Origin of the sequence: Kineococcus rhizosphaerae (assembly GCF_003002055.1) — a bacterium.
In the GTDB taxonomy this organism is placed as follows: domain Bacteria; phylum Actinomycetota; class Actinomycetes; order Actinomycetales; family Kineococcaceae; genus Kineococcus; species Kineococcus rhizosphaerae.
On the sequence record NZ_PVZF01000006.1, the window covers coordinates 214,873 to 228,426 of the forward strand.

Genomic DNA, 13,554 nt, shown 5'->3' on the forward strand with positions numbered 1-13,554 from the left:
GTGGCGCTCAGCCGGCCGCCACCAGCACGTCCGACCGCTCGGACCTCGTCCGGCCCCGGGAGGCGCCCGCGCGGGACCGGACGAGGTCCAGCCCCCGCCGGCCGGCGTCGTCGATCGCGCTGAACATCGTGACGACGTGACCGGGGTGGTCGGGCAGGTCCAGCTCGTGCCACTGCAGGACGACGTCGCCGTGGTGGTCGATCGTCATCGGGACGGTCCCGTGGGTGACGGCGGAGACCTCGTGGCTCGCCCACCAGCGCTGGAAGTCCCGGTCCTGCAACGACAACCGGCCGACGATCTCCTGCAGGCGCGGGTCGTCGGGGTCGGCGCTCAGGCGCAGCGAGGCGACCATGCGCCGCGCGTGCCGGGCCCAGTCGGGCATCTGCTGCCTGACCTGCGGGGTGAAGCTGGCGAGGACGACGTTGTGCCCGGGGCGGCACCAGTGGGCCGCCATGGCCGCCGCGAGGCCGTTGACGGCGACGACGTCCTTGGTGCGGTCGACCACGATGGCGGGGTTCTGGAAGGCACCGACCACGGCGACGAGGTCGCTGTCATCGGTGGGCTCGGGGCGGGGGGCGGGGACGAGGCGGCGCCGGAACGGGTGGACGAGGCGGTAGAGGTAGTCGGCGGCGGCGGGGTCGAGCCGCAGCGCCCGGCACAGGGCGGCGAGGACCTGCTCGGAGGGCTGGTGGTCGCGGCCCTGCTCCAGGCGCAGGTAGTACTCGGGGCTGATGTCGGCGAGCTGGGCGACCTCCTCGCGGCGCAGGCCGGGTACGCGTCGGCCGGGTTCGCGGGTCAGCCCGACGTCCTCGGGCTGCAGCGCGTCCCGGCGGGCGCGCAGGAAGTCACCGACCTGCGTCGTGCGGGCCACGGTTCGTGCGGGCACGGGCGTCCTCCTCCCCTCGTGGACCGTGATCGTGCCCGAGGAGGAGGACGTCCGGCCTCCGTCAGATGACTGCACCTGGCAGGGTGCGCGCCCAGTCGGCGAAGCTGGTCCACCGGTCCAGGACGCCGTCGGCGTGCAGGGCGCCGAGGTCGACGGCGTACCCGTGCCCGCGCAGGAACCGCCACATGGCGGGCATGTCGCCGTCGAGGTCGTCGGGCAGCGGCAGCTCCTCGGCCCGCACCTCCACGCCGAGGCTCGCGCCGAGGGCCTGCGCCATCCGCCGCGGGGTCGGTGCGTCGGAGGCCAGTTCGACGCGGCGGCCGGTGCCGGCCGGTCCGGTCAGGACGTGCGCCGCGTAGCGGCCGAAGTCGTCGCGGGCCAGCTGCTGCAGGGGCCGGTCGACGGGCAGCGGCAGCAGCAGCAGCCCGCGCCGCACGTCCTCGAGCCCGCCGAGCAGGTTCTCCATGAAGTACGCGGGGGCGAGGACCGTGTGCGGCACCGCGCTCGCGGCGAGCTCGGCCTCGATCACCGCCTTCGTCTCGAAGTGCGGGACGCCGGTGCCGGCCGTCGCCGAGGCGACGGAGGAGAGCACGAGGTGCGGCACGGCGGCGGCGGTCGCGGCGGCGATCACGGTGCGGCCCTGCGCGATCTCGGCCTCGGGGCCGTCCTCGAACGGGGTGGTCACGGCGAACACCGCGTCCGCGCCCGTCATCGCGGCCCTCAGCGAGGCGACGTCGTCGAGGTCACCGGGGACGAGGTCGACGCCGCCGGCGGCGAGCCGTCGGGAGCGGTCCGAGCCCGGGTCGCGCACGAGGGCGCGCAGCGCGTGCCCCCGTCCGCGCAGCGCCCGGACGACGGCGCCACCCTGACCGCCGGTGGCGCCGAGGACCGTCAGGCGCATCAGAGCGAGGGCTCGAAGGCGACGTGCTCGCCGACGGCTTCGAGCACGGCCGAGGCGACGGCGTCGGGGTGGGAGACGGCCACGGCGTGCGAGGCCCCGGCCACCACGGTCACCCCCCGCACGCCCGCGCGTTCGGCCATGAAGGCCTGCGCGGCGGCCGGGATGTTCAGGTCGGCGTCGCCGTAGACCGACCACGACGGGACGTCCGCCCACGCCGGGTCGACCGACAGGTCCTGCGCGAGAGCGGCTTCGGTGACGGGACGCTGGGTGACGGCCATGGTCCGCGCGGTCTCGGCGGGCACGTCGGCGGCGAACTGCGCGGCGAAGCGGGCCGGGTCGATGCGGAACTCCTGGCCCCCGCCGGTGAGCGGGTAGCTCAGCAGGGTGTCGCCGAGCGTGCTGCCGGGGAACCGCCCGGACAGTTCCAGCGCGTCCTCGCCCCGGGCGGGGACGAAGGCGGCGACGTAGACGAGGCCGACGACGACGTCGCGCAGCGCGGCGGCGGCCTCGGTGACGACCATGCCGCCGTAGGAGTGCCCGACGAGGACGACGGGGCGGGCGGAACCGGCGACCAGACCGCGGACGACGTCGGCGAGGTAGGCCGCGTCGGAGGCCACCGAGCGCAGGGGGTTGGCGACGGCGACGGTCTCGACCCCACGGTCGTGCAGGGTCTCGGCCACCTCCGCCCAGGACGCGGACTCGGCGAACGCGCCGTGGACGAGGACGACGACGGGCTGCTGCTGGGACACGGGGCACCTCTCAGGGGAAGGGACGGGCGGTGCGCAGGGCGTGGAGCCGCTGCGCCGTCGTGGCGTCGTCGGGACGCCACACGGTGAGGACGCGGCCGGAGCGGGAGTCCGGCACGACGAGTTCGACCCAGGTCAGGTGCAACGGCCCGACCACGGGGTGGTCCATCTGGAACCCCGCGGTGGGGGGCTGGGACTCCGCGGCCGCCCAGGCGCGGTTGAAGTCGTCGGAGTGCGCGGCGAGCTCCCCCACGAGGGCGCGGAACGCCGGGTCGTCCAGCCGGGCCGGCGAGGCCGCCCGCAGCGCACCCGCGATCGTCCGCGCGACCTGGTCCCACGTCGTGGTCGAGCGCGGCACGACGGGGTTGAGGAAGGTGAACCGGGCGATGTTCGTCCCCGGCTCGAAGGCGGCGGTGAGCCGGCGGGCGAGGTCGTTGGAGGCGAGCACGTCGAGGTAGGCGTCGTGGACGACGGCGGGCACCTCGTGGAGCGCCCGGGCCAGGTCCTCGAGGGGGTCGCTCACCCCGCCGACGCTAGGGGTCCGGGCCGGGGCCAGACAGGTCCTGACAGGGTCAGGCCCACGGCCACCGGCAGCCGTGGTGGCCGGTGACGATGGGTGCCTCAGCCCGTCGCCACCCGAGGAGCCCCCCGTGCCCGGAAACCCGAAGAACGTCAGCCTCGAACCCGCCGCGCAGGCGTTCGTCGACGCCACCAGCGAACCGCCGTTCCTGTACCAGCTCGCTCCCGAGGACGGCCGCAAGGCCGTCGACGGCGTGCAGGACGAGCCCATCGAGAAACCCGCCGTCGACGAGGAGTGGGTGACCGTCCCCGGCGGCCCGACCGGCAGCGTGCGGGTCCGCCTCGTCCGCCCGGCCGGGGCCAGCGGGGCCCTGCCCGTCGTCGTCTACACCCACGGCGCCGGGTGGGTGTTCGGCGACGCCCACACCCACGACCGCCTCGTGCGCGACCTGGCGGTGGGGACCGGCGCGGCCGTGGTCTTCCCCGAGTACGACCGCTCGCCGGAGGCGAAGTACCCCGTCGCGAACGAGCAGGCCTACGCGGCGGTGAAGTGGGTCGTCGAGGAGGGCGCCGGGCACGACCTGGACGGGACCCGCCTCGCGGTGGCCGGCGACTCGGTCGGCGGGAACATGGCGATCGCGCTGACGCTCATGGCCAAGGAGCGCGGGGAGTTCTCGTTCCGCCGGCAGGTGCTGTTCTACCCGGTGACGGACGCGAACTTCGACACGGCGTCGTACCACGAGTTCGCCGAGGGGTACTTCCTGGCCCGTGAGGGCATGAAGTGGTTCTGGGACCAGTACACGACGCCCGAGACGGACCGCTCGCAGATCACGGTCTCCCCGCTGCGCGCCACGACCGAGCAGCTCACCGGCCTGCCGCCGGCGCTGGTGATCACGGCCGAGGCCGACGTCCTGCGCGACGAGGGCGAGGCGTACGCGGCGAAGCTGCGCGCCGCGGGCGTGCCGGTGACGGCGGTGCGCTACCAGGGCATCGTGCACGACTTCGTCATGGTGAACTCCCTGCACGCCACCGAGGCCGCGAAGGCGGCGGTGGCGCAGGCGGTCGCGGTGCTGCGCGCGGCGCTGCAGGACTGAGGCAGGACTGGACCGGCGGCCCCGCCGGCAGGCGGCGGTCCACCGCGCCCGCCGGTGTGGCTGAATGGTCCCCGTGGATCCCGACACGAACGTCCTGCCGGTCGACGCCGACGACGCCCTGCTCGTGGGCCGGGTGTGGGACCCGGCCCGCGGTGGGCCCGTGCCGGTGGCCGTGACGCGCGCGGGCGTGCACGACCTGTGGGACGAGGTCGGCACGACCGCGGACCTGCTGGAACGGGCGGACCGCCTCGACGTGGTGCGGGGCGCGGTCTCGCGCGCCCCGGCCTGGCGCACGGCCGACGTCGTGGCGGCCTCCCTGGCCCGCGACACGACCCGGCCCCGGTTCCTGGCTCCCGTCGACCTGCAGGTCGTCAAGGCGTGCGGGGTCACGTTCGTCGACAGCATGCTCGAACGGGTCATCGAGGAGCGGGTCGGCGGGGACCCGTCCCGGGCGGCGCAGGTGCGCGAGTCGATCACCGACGCCATCGGCGGCAGCCTGGCCGAGCTGCGTCCGGGGTCGCAGGCCGCGGCGCGGGCCAAGGCGGTGCTGCAGGAGCAGGGCCTGTGGTCGGCCTACCTCGAGGTCGGCATCGGCCCCGACCCGGAGGTGTTCACCAAGGCCCCCGTGCTGGCCTCGGTCGGCCTCGGGGCGCAGGTGGGCGTGAAGCGCTCCTCGACCTGGAACAACCCCGAACCCGAACTCGTGCTCGTCGTGTCGTCGACCGGTGCCGTCGTGGGCGCGACCCTGGGCAACGACGTCAACCTGCGCGACGTGGAGGGCCGGTCGGCGCTGCTGCTCGGGGAGGCCAAGGACAACAACGCCTCCTCGGCGATCGGCCCGTTCGTCCGGTTGTTCGACGAGCGGTTCACCCTCGACGACCTGCGCAGCGAGGAGATCGCCCTGGTCGTCACGGGGAGCGACGGGTTCACCCTGCACGGGAGGAACTCGCTGTCGCGCATCAGCCGCCCCTTCGAGGAACTCGTGGCGGCGGCCCTGGGCGAGCACCACCAGTACCCCGACGGCCTGGTGCTGTACACCGGGACGCTGTTCGCCCCCACCCAGGACCGGTACGGCGCCGGGCAGGGTTTCACCCACGCGGTCGGTGACGAGGTCGTCATCGCCAGCGCGCACCTGGGGACCCTCGTGAACACCGTCGGGATCGCCGAGGAGCTGCCCCGCTGGGAGTTCGGGCTGCGCGCTCTCCTGGCCCACCTGTCCAGCCGGCGCTGAGGCGGACGCCCGCACCGGGAGCCGGACCGCCCCGCGACGGCCACGAGGACGTTTCGCGAGCGCGCGGGCGGGCAGGAGAGGGAGGAACACCGAGTAGGGACGACCATGAGCGAACAGCCGAACCGCACGGCGGGCCAACTCGTCGACGAACTGACCTCCGACACCACCCAGCTGGTGCGCGCGGAGATCCGCAAGGGGCAGCAGGAGCTCCTCGGCAAGGCCAGGGAGGCGTCCAGGGGCGCCGCCCTGCTGGGTGGAGCGGCCGTGCTGGGCGCCCTGGCGGCCGGGACCTCGGTGGCGTTCGTGGTGCGGGCCGTCGGCAAGGTCGTCCCGCCGCCGACCGCGGCGTTCCTGACGACGGCCCTGTACGGCGCAGGGGCGGCCGCGCTGACGGCCGCGGGCCTGCAGGAGGTCAGACGGGTCGGCCCGCTGTGGCCGGAGGAGACCCTGGCCAGCGTCCGTGAGGACGTGCGGGCGGCCCGCCACGCCGGCTGACCCCGGCGACGAGCCGGCCGCTCAGCGCGGCTGGACCTCGCCCATCGGGCCGAACCCCGGGGTGTCGGGCGCCTCGACGTAGATGATCTGCGGCTGGGCGGCGACGTAGTCGGGCATCTGGCCGATCGCCTTCTGGAAGTGCTCGGAGGCGACGTGCACCTTGCCGGCCTCGTCGTCGGCGAACCCCTCGACGAGGGTCCACAGGTTCGGGTCCTCGACACCGCGCGACCAGTCGAAGAACAGGTTGCCCGGTTCGGCGCGGACGGCGTCGGTGAACTCGCGCACGAGCTCGGGCCAGCGGTCGGACAGCTCGGGCTTCACGGGCCACTTCACGACGATGAGGATCATGCCGGGAGCCTAGTGACGCCACCGGCCCCCGGCACCCCGTGCTCTCACCCCGCGAGAAGGGGGCACGGCCCCGTCCTCAGAGGTGGTACAGCCGGGTCAGGCTCGTCGCCTCCGCCGGTTCGGAGCTCACCGGTTCGCCGTCGACGGTCACCAGGCCCGAGGGGGCGACGCGGACCTGCGCGAGCCGGGAGTTGCGCACCATGGACGCCAGCCCGATCCCGCGGGTCCCGCGCACCCCGACGCGCCGGCGGCGGGTCGTCATGGCGTCGTTGCCGTCCTCGGCGGCGGCCTGCGACGTGAACGCCACGGACAGGTCCGCGGCCGTCGCCCCGTGCGCGCCGAACTGCGGGCCCAGGACGAGCGGCTGGGCGCGGTCGATCGCGGCGTTCGGGTCGCCCGTGACGCCGTAGGCGGGGAAACCGGCCTTGAGGACGAGTTCGGGTTTGGCGCCGAAGAACTCCGGGCGCCACAGGACGACGTCGGCGAGCTTGCCGACCTCCAGGGTCCCGACCTCGTGGGACAGCCCGTGCGCGATGGCGGGGTTCACCGTGAGCTTGGCGACGTAGCGCAGCGCGCGCTCGTTGTCGTGCAGCGGGTTCTCGGCCCCGAGTTCGAGCTTCATCTTCCCGGCCATCGCGAACGTGCGCCGGACGGTCTCCCCCGCCCGGCCCATGCCCTGCGCGTCGGAGGAGGTGATGGGGATGACGCCGAGGTCGTGCAGGACGTCCTCGGCGCCCATGGTGCCCGCGCGGATCCGGTCGCGGGCCAGGGCGGCGTCGCCGGGCAGGTCCTCCTTGAGCCCGTGGGCCGAGATGATCATGTGGTAGTGCTCGGCGACGGCGTCGCGGCCGAACGGCAGCGTCGGGTTCGTGGACGAGCCGATGACGTTGGGTTCGCCGGCCATGCGCAGGACGTTCGGGACGTGCCCGCCGCCGCAGCCCTCGATGTGGAAGGCGTGGATGGTGCGGCCGTCGAGCACGGCGAGGGTGTCCTCGACCGAGAGGGCCTCGTTGATGCCGTCGGTGTGCAGGGCGACCTGGACGTCGTGCTCCTCGGCGACGGTCAGGGCGGTGTCCAGGGCGCGGGCGTGCGCGCCCATGTCCTCGTGCACCTTGAAACCGCAGGCGCCGCCCTCGACGAGCGCCTCCACGGACGACCCCGGCTCGGAGGCCGAGCCCCGGCCGAGGAACCCGATGTTCACGGGCCAGGCGTCGAAGGCGTTGAACGCGTGCCGCAGCGCCCAGGGGGAGTTCACGCCGACCCCCCAGACGGGCCCGAACTCCTGGCCGATGATCGTGGTGACCCCGGAGGCGAGGGAGGCCTCCATGACCCGGGGGGACAGCAGGTGCACGTGGGTGTCGATGGCCCCGGCGGTGGCGATGAGCCCCTCGCCGGAGACGATCGTCGTCCCGGTCCCGACGACGACGTCCACGTCGTCGAGGGTGTCGGGGTTCCCCGCGCGACCGACGCCGGAGATCCGTCCCTCGCGGATGCCGATGGACAGCTTCCGGACCCCCTGGACGGCGTCGATCACGACGACGTTGGAGATGACGACGTCGCACGTCTCGCGCACGCGCGCGGCCTTCAGGTGCAGCCCGTCGCGCGCGGTCTTGGCGAAACCGGCGAGGAACTCCTCCCCCGGCGCCTGCGCGTCGTGCTCGACCTGGACGACGAGTCCGGTGTCGCCGAGGCGGACGCGGTCACCGGCCCGCGGTCCGTAGGTGGCCGCGTAGTCCCTGCTCGACAGGCTCATCGAGAACCCCCTGCGTCGTCGGAGTGGTGTTCGGCGCGGTCGAGGTACCCGCACGCGCGGGCCCGTTCCAGGGCCTGCTCGAAGGCGCCGGGCGCGTCGAGGGGGCCGTCGACCAGCCCGGCGAAACCGATCGCGACGCGGCCCCCGCCGATCGGAGTGAGGCGCACGTCCTGCGTCTGGCCGGGGTCCCAGCGGATCGTGGCCCCGGCGTCGATCGCGGCGCGCCGGCCGTAGGCGGCGACCCGGTCGAAGCTCAGCCGCGGGTTCACCTCGAAGAAGTGGAAGTGCGACGTGACGCTGACGGGCACGGTGGCGGTGTTCGTCACCGTGAGCGTGACGGTGTCGGCGAACTCCAGCGGGGTGTCCGGTCCGGGCAGGACGGCGCCGGGCGCGTCGTCGCCGAGGGAGCCGCCGCCGAAGGGGTCGGTGACGACGACGAGGCGGGTGCCGTCGTCGAACACGGCTTCGACCTCCACCTGCGGCACCACGTCGGGGACCCCGGGCAGGACGTCGTCGGGGCCCAGGACGGACCGGCCGGCCTCCTTGGCCTCGGCCAGGCGGGAGCCGTCGCGGGCCGCCTCGCAGACGGTGTCGGCGATCAGCGCGGTGGCCTCGGGGACGTTGAGGCGCAGCCCGCGCGCGCGGCGGGCGCGGGCGAGCTCGGCCACCGTGAAGATCAGCAACCGGTCGCGTTCGCTGGGCGTCAGGCGCACGGCACGGACCCTAGTCCGGCGCGGCGGAGGGCGTCACGAGGGCCGGACCCCAGCCGTGACGCGGTGGAAACGTCGTCGAAACACACGACGGCCACCATAACCGACACGGTTTCGGTTACGCTGTCGTTCGTGCAACGGCGCACCCACCCCCAGGAGGCCCCCGTGCTCGACCCCGCCCCACCCCGCCCCGCGCAGGCACCCGAGGACCACCTCAAGGCCGGAGCGCTCGGCGCCACCGGCATCACCGCCATGGTCGTCGCGGCGGCCGCCCCGCTCACCGTCATGGCCGGCATCGCCCCCCTGGCGATCTCCATCGGCGGCATCGGCGCCCCCGCCGGCTACCTGGCCGCCGCCGTCGTGCTGGCCCTGTTCGCGGTGGGGTTCACGACCATGACCCGCCTGACCGGCGGCGCGGGCGCGTTCTACTCCTACATCACCCTCGGCCTGGGCCGCAGCGCCGGCGCGGGCGCCGGCCTGCTCGCCGTCGTCTCGTACAACACGCTGCAGATCGGCGTCTACGGCCTGCTCGGCACCCAGTTCCAGGCCGCCTTCGTCCGCCTCGCCGGCGTCGACCTGCCGTGGTGGCTCTACGCGGTCGCCGCGATCGCCGTCGTCTGGGCGCTGGGGCGGCGCGGCATCGACGTCGGCGCGAAGGTCCTGGGCGTGCTGCTGGCCGCCGAGACCGCGATCCTCGCCGTCCTCGTCGTCGGCGTCGTCGCGCACGGCGGTCACGACGGGCTGCACCTGAGCACGTTCTCCCCCTCCGCCCTGGCGAACCCCGGTCTGCTGGGCATCCTCGGGTTCTGCTTCGCCGCGTTCGCCGGGTTCGAGTCGACGGCCCTGTACCGGCGCGAGGCGCGCGAGCCCGACCGCTCGATCCCCCGCGCCACCTACGCCGCGGTCGCCTTCCTCGGCCTGTTCTACGCCCTGGTGGTGTGGGCCGTCGTCCAGGCCGTCGGCGACGCCGGCGTCGTCGCGGCCGCCGGCGCCGACCCCGTCGGGTTGTTCTTCACCGTCATGGACACCTACGTCGGCGCGTGGGCCAGCCACGTCATGGACGTGCTCGTCCTCACCAGCGTCCTCGCGTCCCAGATCGCCTTCCACAACGCGATCAACCGCTACTCCTTCACCCTCGCCCAGGACGGGCTGCTGCCCGCCGCGATGGCCCACGCGCACCCGAGGTTCGCCTCCCCCGCCCGGGCCGGGGCCGCGCAGAGCGTCCTCGCCCTCGTGGTCGTCGCGGGGTTCGCCCTCGCCGGGGCCGACCCCTACCGCCAGCTCGTGCTGCTCGTGAACACCCCCGGCGCGATCGGGGTCCTGCTGCTGCAGGCGATCACCGCCGTGGCCGTCGTCGTCTACCTGCACCGCCACGGGACCGTCCGCCCCGGGGTGCTGTGGGCCTCGGTCGGCGCGACGGTCCTGCTCACCGTCGCCCTCGGGGTCCTGGTCCGGCACGTCGCCCTGCTCACGGCCGCCCCCACGTCGACGAACGTCGTGCTCGTCGCCGTCGTCCCGGCGGTGTTCGCCGTGGGCGTCCTGCTCGCCCGCGTGCTGCGCCGCCGCCGTCCCGACCTCTACGCCCGCATCGGAGGGAACCCGTGAACCCGTCCCTGATCGTCCTCGCCGACACGATCCACACCCTCGACCCGGACCGCCCGCACGCGCAGGCCGTCGCCGTCACCGGCGGGACGATCACCGCCGTCGGCGACCGCGCCGACGTCGCCGGCTGGCAGGGGCAGGGCACCGAGGTCGTCGACCTCGGGGCGGCGACCCTCGTCCCCGGTCTCGTCGACGGGCACGTCCACCCCGTCATGGGCCTGAACCTCACGAACGGCCTGGACCTCACCGGGGTGCGCTCCGTGGCCGACCTGGTGGCGGCCCTGCGCACCCTCGACGTCGCCCGCGGCGAGTGGGTCCGCGGCTGGGGGCTGGACCCGAACGCCTTCGAGGGCCGGCCCGTCACCTCCGCCCCGCTCGTCGAGGCCCTCGGCCCGGACGTCCCCGCCTACGTCGTGCTGTTCGACGCGCACTCGGCCATCGCCTCCCCGCGCGCCCTGGAACTGGCCGGCGTCGACGGAGCCCGGGAGTTCCGCTCCGGCGCCCAGGTGGTCGTGGCCGACGGCACCCCCACCGGGCACCTGCTGGAGATGGAGGCGATGGACCTCGTCACCGCGCACCTGCCCGCCGAGGACCCCGCCGACCGGCGCGCCCGGTTCCTCGCGCTCCTGCGCGACATGGCCGCCTGCGGTCTGACCGCCGCCAACGCCATGGACTTCGAGGGCGACTCCCACGACCTCGTGCGGGCCGTGGAGCACGACCTGCCGATCCGGCTGCGGTTCGCCCCCTTCGTCATGCCCGTCCACGGCCGCACCTACCTCGACCACGTCGTCGACCTGCAGCGCGCGCAGGGGGCCCGGTGGTCCGTCGACGGCGCCAAGTTCATGATCGACGGGACGATCGACGGCGGCACCGCGTGGCTGGAGGAGGCCGACACCCACGGCGAGTCCACCGCCCCGTTCTGGCCCGACCCCGCCGAGTACGACGAGGCGCTCGCGTTCCTGGCCGCGCACGACGTCCCCACCGTGACGCACGCCATCGGTGACGCCGGGATCCGGCACGTCCTGCGCACCGTCGCCGGACTGCCGGGAAACCCCCGGGTCCCGCACCGCGTCGAGCACGTCGAGACCCTCCCCGACGACCTCGTGGGGGAGTTCGCCCGGCTCGACGTCACCGCGAGCATGCAGCCCACCCACTGCACGCACTACACGAAGGCCGACCACAGCGACAACTGGTCGCAGCGCCTCGGCAAGGTCCGCGCCGACCGGGGTTTCCGCACGCGCGACCTTCGCGACGCCGGGGCCCGGCTCGCCCTGGGGTCGGACTGGCCCATCGCCCCCTACGACCCGCGGGCGATCATCGCCGACGCGCAGCTGCGGCGCACCGCGGGGAACCACGCCGAAGAACCCGTGCTACCCGGCCAGGCGCTGACCGCGCGGATGGCGCTGGAGGGGTACACGATCGAGGCCGCCCGCGCAGCCGGGCTCGCCGCCGTCGCCGGTGGCCTGCGGCCCGGGAACCGCGCCGACCTGTCGGCGTTCACCCTCGACCCCCTCACCGTCGACCCCGACGAGTTCGCCCAGTCCCCCGTCCGGCTGACCGTCGTCGACGGTTCCGTCGTCCACCGCGACTAGACCCGGAGGAACCGTGTCCGAACAGCGCATGCCCGCCGAGTGGGAACCCCACCAGCGCACCTGGATGGCCTTCCCCACCCCGAACCCGACGTTCGGCGAGGACGGCGGGCCCGACCTCGCCCGGGCCCGCCGCGCGTGGAGCGCCGTCGCCACCACGATCGTCGGGTACGAACCCGTCACGGTCCTGGTGAACCCCGGCGACCGCGCGCAGGCCCGCGAACTGCTCGACCCGCGCGTCGAGATCGCCGACGTCGCCGTCGACGACGCCTGGTTGCGCGACTCCGGCCCGACGTTCGCCCGGCGGGGGAACTCCCCCGTCGCGGTCGACTGGGTCTTCAACGGCTGGGGCGCCCAGTCGTGGGCGCGCTGGGACCACGACGCCCTCGCGGCCCGCGCGGTCGCCGGGCTCACCGGAACTCCCGTGAGCGGTTCCGAACTCACCCAGGAGGGCGGCGGGTTCCACGTGGACGGTCGCGGGACGGTCCTGCTCACCGAGACCGTCCAGCTCGACCCGCACCGCAACCCCGGCTGGACGCGCGAACGCGTCGAGGCCGAGGTCCACGGCCAGCTCGGCACCTCGACGGCGATCTGGTTGCCGCGCGGGCTGACCGCCGACTACGGCGAGTTCGGCACCCGCGGCCACGTCGACATCGTCGCGGCGTTCACCTCCTCCGGGCAGGTCCTCGTGCACACCCAGCCGGACCCCGGCCACCCGGACCACGCCGTCAGCACCGAGGTCCTGGACCTGCTGCGCTCGGCCACCGACGCGCGGGGCGAGCGCCTGCGGGTCGCCGAGATCCCTGCTCCGCGGACGTCGGAGGTCGACGGCGAACTCGTGGACTTCTCCTACGTCAACCACTACGTCGCGAACTCCGTCGTCGTCGCGTGCGCGTTCGACGACCCCCGCGACGGCGAGGCGAAGGCCGTCCTCGAGGCCGCCTACCCCGGGCGTACGGTGGTCACCGTCGACGCGCGCGACGTGTTCGCGTTCGGCGGCGGGATCCACTGCATCACCCAGCAGCAACCGGACTGACCCTGGAGAACCCCGCATGGCCCGCCCCACCACCCCGCTGCTGTCCCGCGAGCAGATCCTGCGCGCCGCGCTGGACCTGCTCGACCGCACCGGGGAACTCGGCCTGCCGGCCCTGGCCCGGGACCTGGGGGTCAGCACCTCCTCGCTGTACCACCACGTCAAGGGGGGTCGCGAGGAGGTGATCGAGGGCATCCGGGGGGTGCTGTCGGCCGACGGGATGCCCACCGAGGTGGTGCCGGGTGAGGACTGGCGGGAGTTCACCCGGCGCTGGGCCCGGCAGTACCGGGCGGCGTTCGCCGCCCACCCGGCCGCGGTGCCCCTGCTGACGGCGCAGACCGTCAGCCACCCCGCGACCATGGCCTCCTACGAGGCCCTCGCCGACGTCCTGCACGACGCCGGGTTCGACGACGAGGAACTCCTGCACGCCGTCACCGTGCTCGACTGCTTCGTCCTCGGTTCCGCCCTCGACGCCGGGGCGCCCGTGGAGGTCTGGGCCGACTCCGGCCGGGAGGGGTCGCGGTTGTCGCAGGCGATCCGCGCGACCAGGGCCCAGCCGGGCGACCGGTCCGAACGGGCGTTCCTGCTGGGGCTGGACAGCCTGCTCGTGGGGCTGGAACGGTTGCGGGACCGGGCCTGAGGGAACA

General features: G+C 74.5%; 14 protein-coding genes. 7 read left to right on the forward strand and 7 right to left on the reverse strand.

What is annotated here, in order from left to right; all coding sequences use genetic code 11:
• Window positions 1-7 precede the first annotated feature (7 nt).
• The 4 genes from CLV37_RS13510 to CLV37_RS13525 all read right to left on the reverse strand — a co-directional run bounded on the left by CLV37_RS13510 (window position 8) and on the right by CLV37_RS13525 (window position 3,056).
• On the reverse strand, window positions 8-886 hold the full coding sequence (locus CLV37_RS13510) for a helix-turn-helix transcriptional regulator (RefSeq protein WP_170127253.1): 879 nt from the start codon (window positions 884-886) through the stop codon (window positions 8-10).
• 61 nt (window positions 887-947) lie between these two features.
• Window positions 948-1,787, reverse strand: a complete 840-nt coding sequence (locus tag CLV37_RS13515) for an NmrA/HSCARG family protein (protein ID WP_106211144.1) — start codon at window positions 1,785-1,787, stop codon at window positions 948-950.
• Complete coding sequence (locus CLV37_RS13520) at window positions 1,787-2,536, reverse strand: alpha/beta fold hydrolase (protein ID WP_106211146.1); 750 nt, start codon at window positions 2,534-2,536, stop codon at window positions 1,787-1,789. The genes CLV37_RS13515 and CLV37_RS13520 overlap by 1 nt, the downstream gene beginning before the upstream one ends.
• Before the next feature lie 10 nt (window positions 2,537-2,546).
• Window positions 2,547-3,056, reverse strand: coding sequence for an MmyB family transcriptional regulator (locus CLV37_RS13525; protein ID WP_106211148.1), 510 nt, complete (start codon window positions 3,054-3,056; stop codon window positions 2,547-2,549).
• 127 nt (window positions 3,057-3,183) lie between these two features.
• Here CLV37_RS13525 and CLV37_RS13530 point away from each other — a divergent pair, with 127 nt between their 5' ends.
• The 3 genes from CLV37_RS13530 to CLV37_RS13540 all read left to right on the forward strand — a co-directional run bounded on the left by CLV37_RS13530 (window position 3,184) and on the right by CLV37_RS13540 (window position 5,872).
• Window positions 3,184-4,146, forward strand: a complete 963-nt coding sequence (locus CLV37_RS13530) for an alpha/beta hydrolase (protein WP_106211150.1) — start codon at window positions 3,184-3,186, stop codon at window positions 4,144-4,146.
• Window positions 4,147-4,210: 64 nt separating this feature from the next.
• Complete coding sequence (locus tag CLV37_RS13535) at window positions 4,211-5,377, forward strand: fumarylacetoacetate hydrolase family protein (protein ID WP_106211152.1); 1,167 nt, start codon at window positions 4,211-4,213, stop codon at window positions 5,375-5,377.
• A 105-nt stretch (window positions 5,378-5,482) separates the two neighbouring features.
• On the forward strand, window positions 5,483-5,872 hold the full coding sequence (locus CLV37_RS13540; RefSeq protein ID WP_106211154.1) for a phage holin family protein: 390 nt from the start codon (window positions 5,483-5,485) through the stop codon (window positions 5,870-5,872).
• A 21-nt stretch (window positions 5,873-5,893) separates the two neighbouring features.
• Here CLV37_RS13540 and CLV37_RS13545 read toward each other — a convergent pair whose 3' ends face one another.
• The 3 genes from CLV37_RS13545 to ureA form a co-directional block, all read right to left on the reverse strand.
• A complete protein-coding gene (locus CLV37_RS13545; protein WP_106211156.1) occupies window positions 5,894-6,220 on the reverse strand; it encodes a putative quinol monooxygenase in 327 nt (108 codons plus the stop codon).
• A gap of 76 nt (window positions 6,221-6,296) precedes the next feature.
• Entirely contained in the window at window positions 6,297-7,973 is a 1,677-nt protein-coding gene (locus tag CLV37_RS13550; RefSeq protein WP_106211158.1) for an urease subunit alpha, read from the reverse strand.
• Window positions 7,970-8,686, reverse strand: coding sequence for an urease subunit gamma (gene ureA / locus CLV37_RS13555; RefSeq protein WP_106211160.1), 717 nt, complete (start codon window positions 8,684-8,686; stop codon window positions 7,970-7,972). Before ureA ends, CLV37_RS13550 begins: the two co-directional genes overlap by 4 nt.
• A gap of 129 nt (window positions 8,687-8,815) precedes the next feature.
• On the opposite strand from ureA, the gene CLV37_RS13560 reads away from it, so the two are divergent.
• The 4 genes from CLV37_RS13560 to CLV37_RS13575 are packed head-to-tail and all read left to right on the forward strand — an operon-like array spanning window position 8,816 to window position 13,547.
• Window positions 8,816-10,288 (forward strand): APC family permease, encoded by a 1,473-nt coding sequence (locus tag CLV37_RS13560; RefSeq protein ID WP_211298632.1) that lies wholly within the window; start codon window positions 8,816-8,818, stop codon window positions 10,286-10,288.
• The gene (locus CLV37_RS13565; RefSeq protein WP_106211162.1) at window positions 10,285-11,877 is read left to right on the forward strand and encodes an amidohydrolase; all 1,593 of its coding nucleotides are present in this window, start codon (window positions 10,285-10,287) and stop codon (window positions 11,875-11,877) included. Before CLV37_RS13560 ends, CLV37_RS13565 begins: the two co-directional genes overlap by 4 nt.
• Before the next feature lie 28 nt (window positions 11,878-11,905).
• Window positions 11,906-12,910 carry an agmatine deiminase family protein gene (locus CLV37_RS13570; RefSeq protein ID WP_106211410.1) on the forward strand — a complete coding sequence of 335 codons (1,005 nt, stop codon included), beginning with the start codon at window positions 11,906-11,908 and terminating at the stop codon, window positions 12,908-12,910.
• Window positions 12,911-12,926: 16 nt separating this feature from the next.
• Window positions 12,927-13,547, forward strand: a complete 621-nt coding sequence (locus CLV37_RS13575) for a TetR/AcrR family transcriptional regulator C-terminal domain-containing protein (protein WP_106211164.1) — start codon at window positions 12,927-12,929, stop codon at window positions 13,545-13,547.
• The last annotated feature ends 7 nt before the right edge of the window (window positions 13,548-13,554 follow it).

Bases quoted from the DNA above. Each gene is read 5' to 3' on its own strand.
- CLV37_RS13515 (WP_106211144.1), bottom strand. From the start codon at position 1,787: ATGCGCCTGACGGTCCTCGGCGCCACCGGCGGTCAGGGTGGCGCCGTC.
- CLV37_RS13550 (WP_106211158.1), bottom strand. From the start codon at position 7,973: ATGAGCCTGTCGAGCAGGGACTACGCGGCCACCTACGGACCGCGGGCC.
- CLV37_RS13535 (WP_106211152.1), top strand. From the start codon at position 4,211: ATGGTCCCCGTGGATCCCGACACGAACGTCCTGCCGGTCGACGCCGAC.
- CLV37_RS13540 (WP_106211154.1), top strand. From the start codon at position 5,483: ATGAGCGAACAGCCGAACCGCACGGCGGGCCAACTCGTCGACGAACTG.
- CLV37_RS13545 (WP_106211156.1), bottom strand. From the start codon at position 6,220: ATGATCCTCATCGTCGTGAAGTGGCCCGTGAAGCCCGAGCTGTCCGAC.
- CLV37_RS13570 (WP_106211410.1), top strand. From the start codon at position 11,906: ATGCCCGCCGAGTGGGAACCCCACCAGCGCACCTGGATGGCCTTCCCC.
- CLV37_RS13575 (WP_106211164.1), top strand. From the start codon at position 12,927: ATGGCCCGCCCCACCACCCCGCTGCTGTCCCGCGAGCAGATCCTGCGC.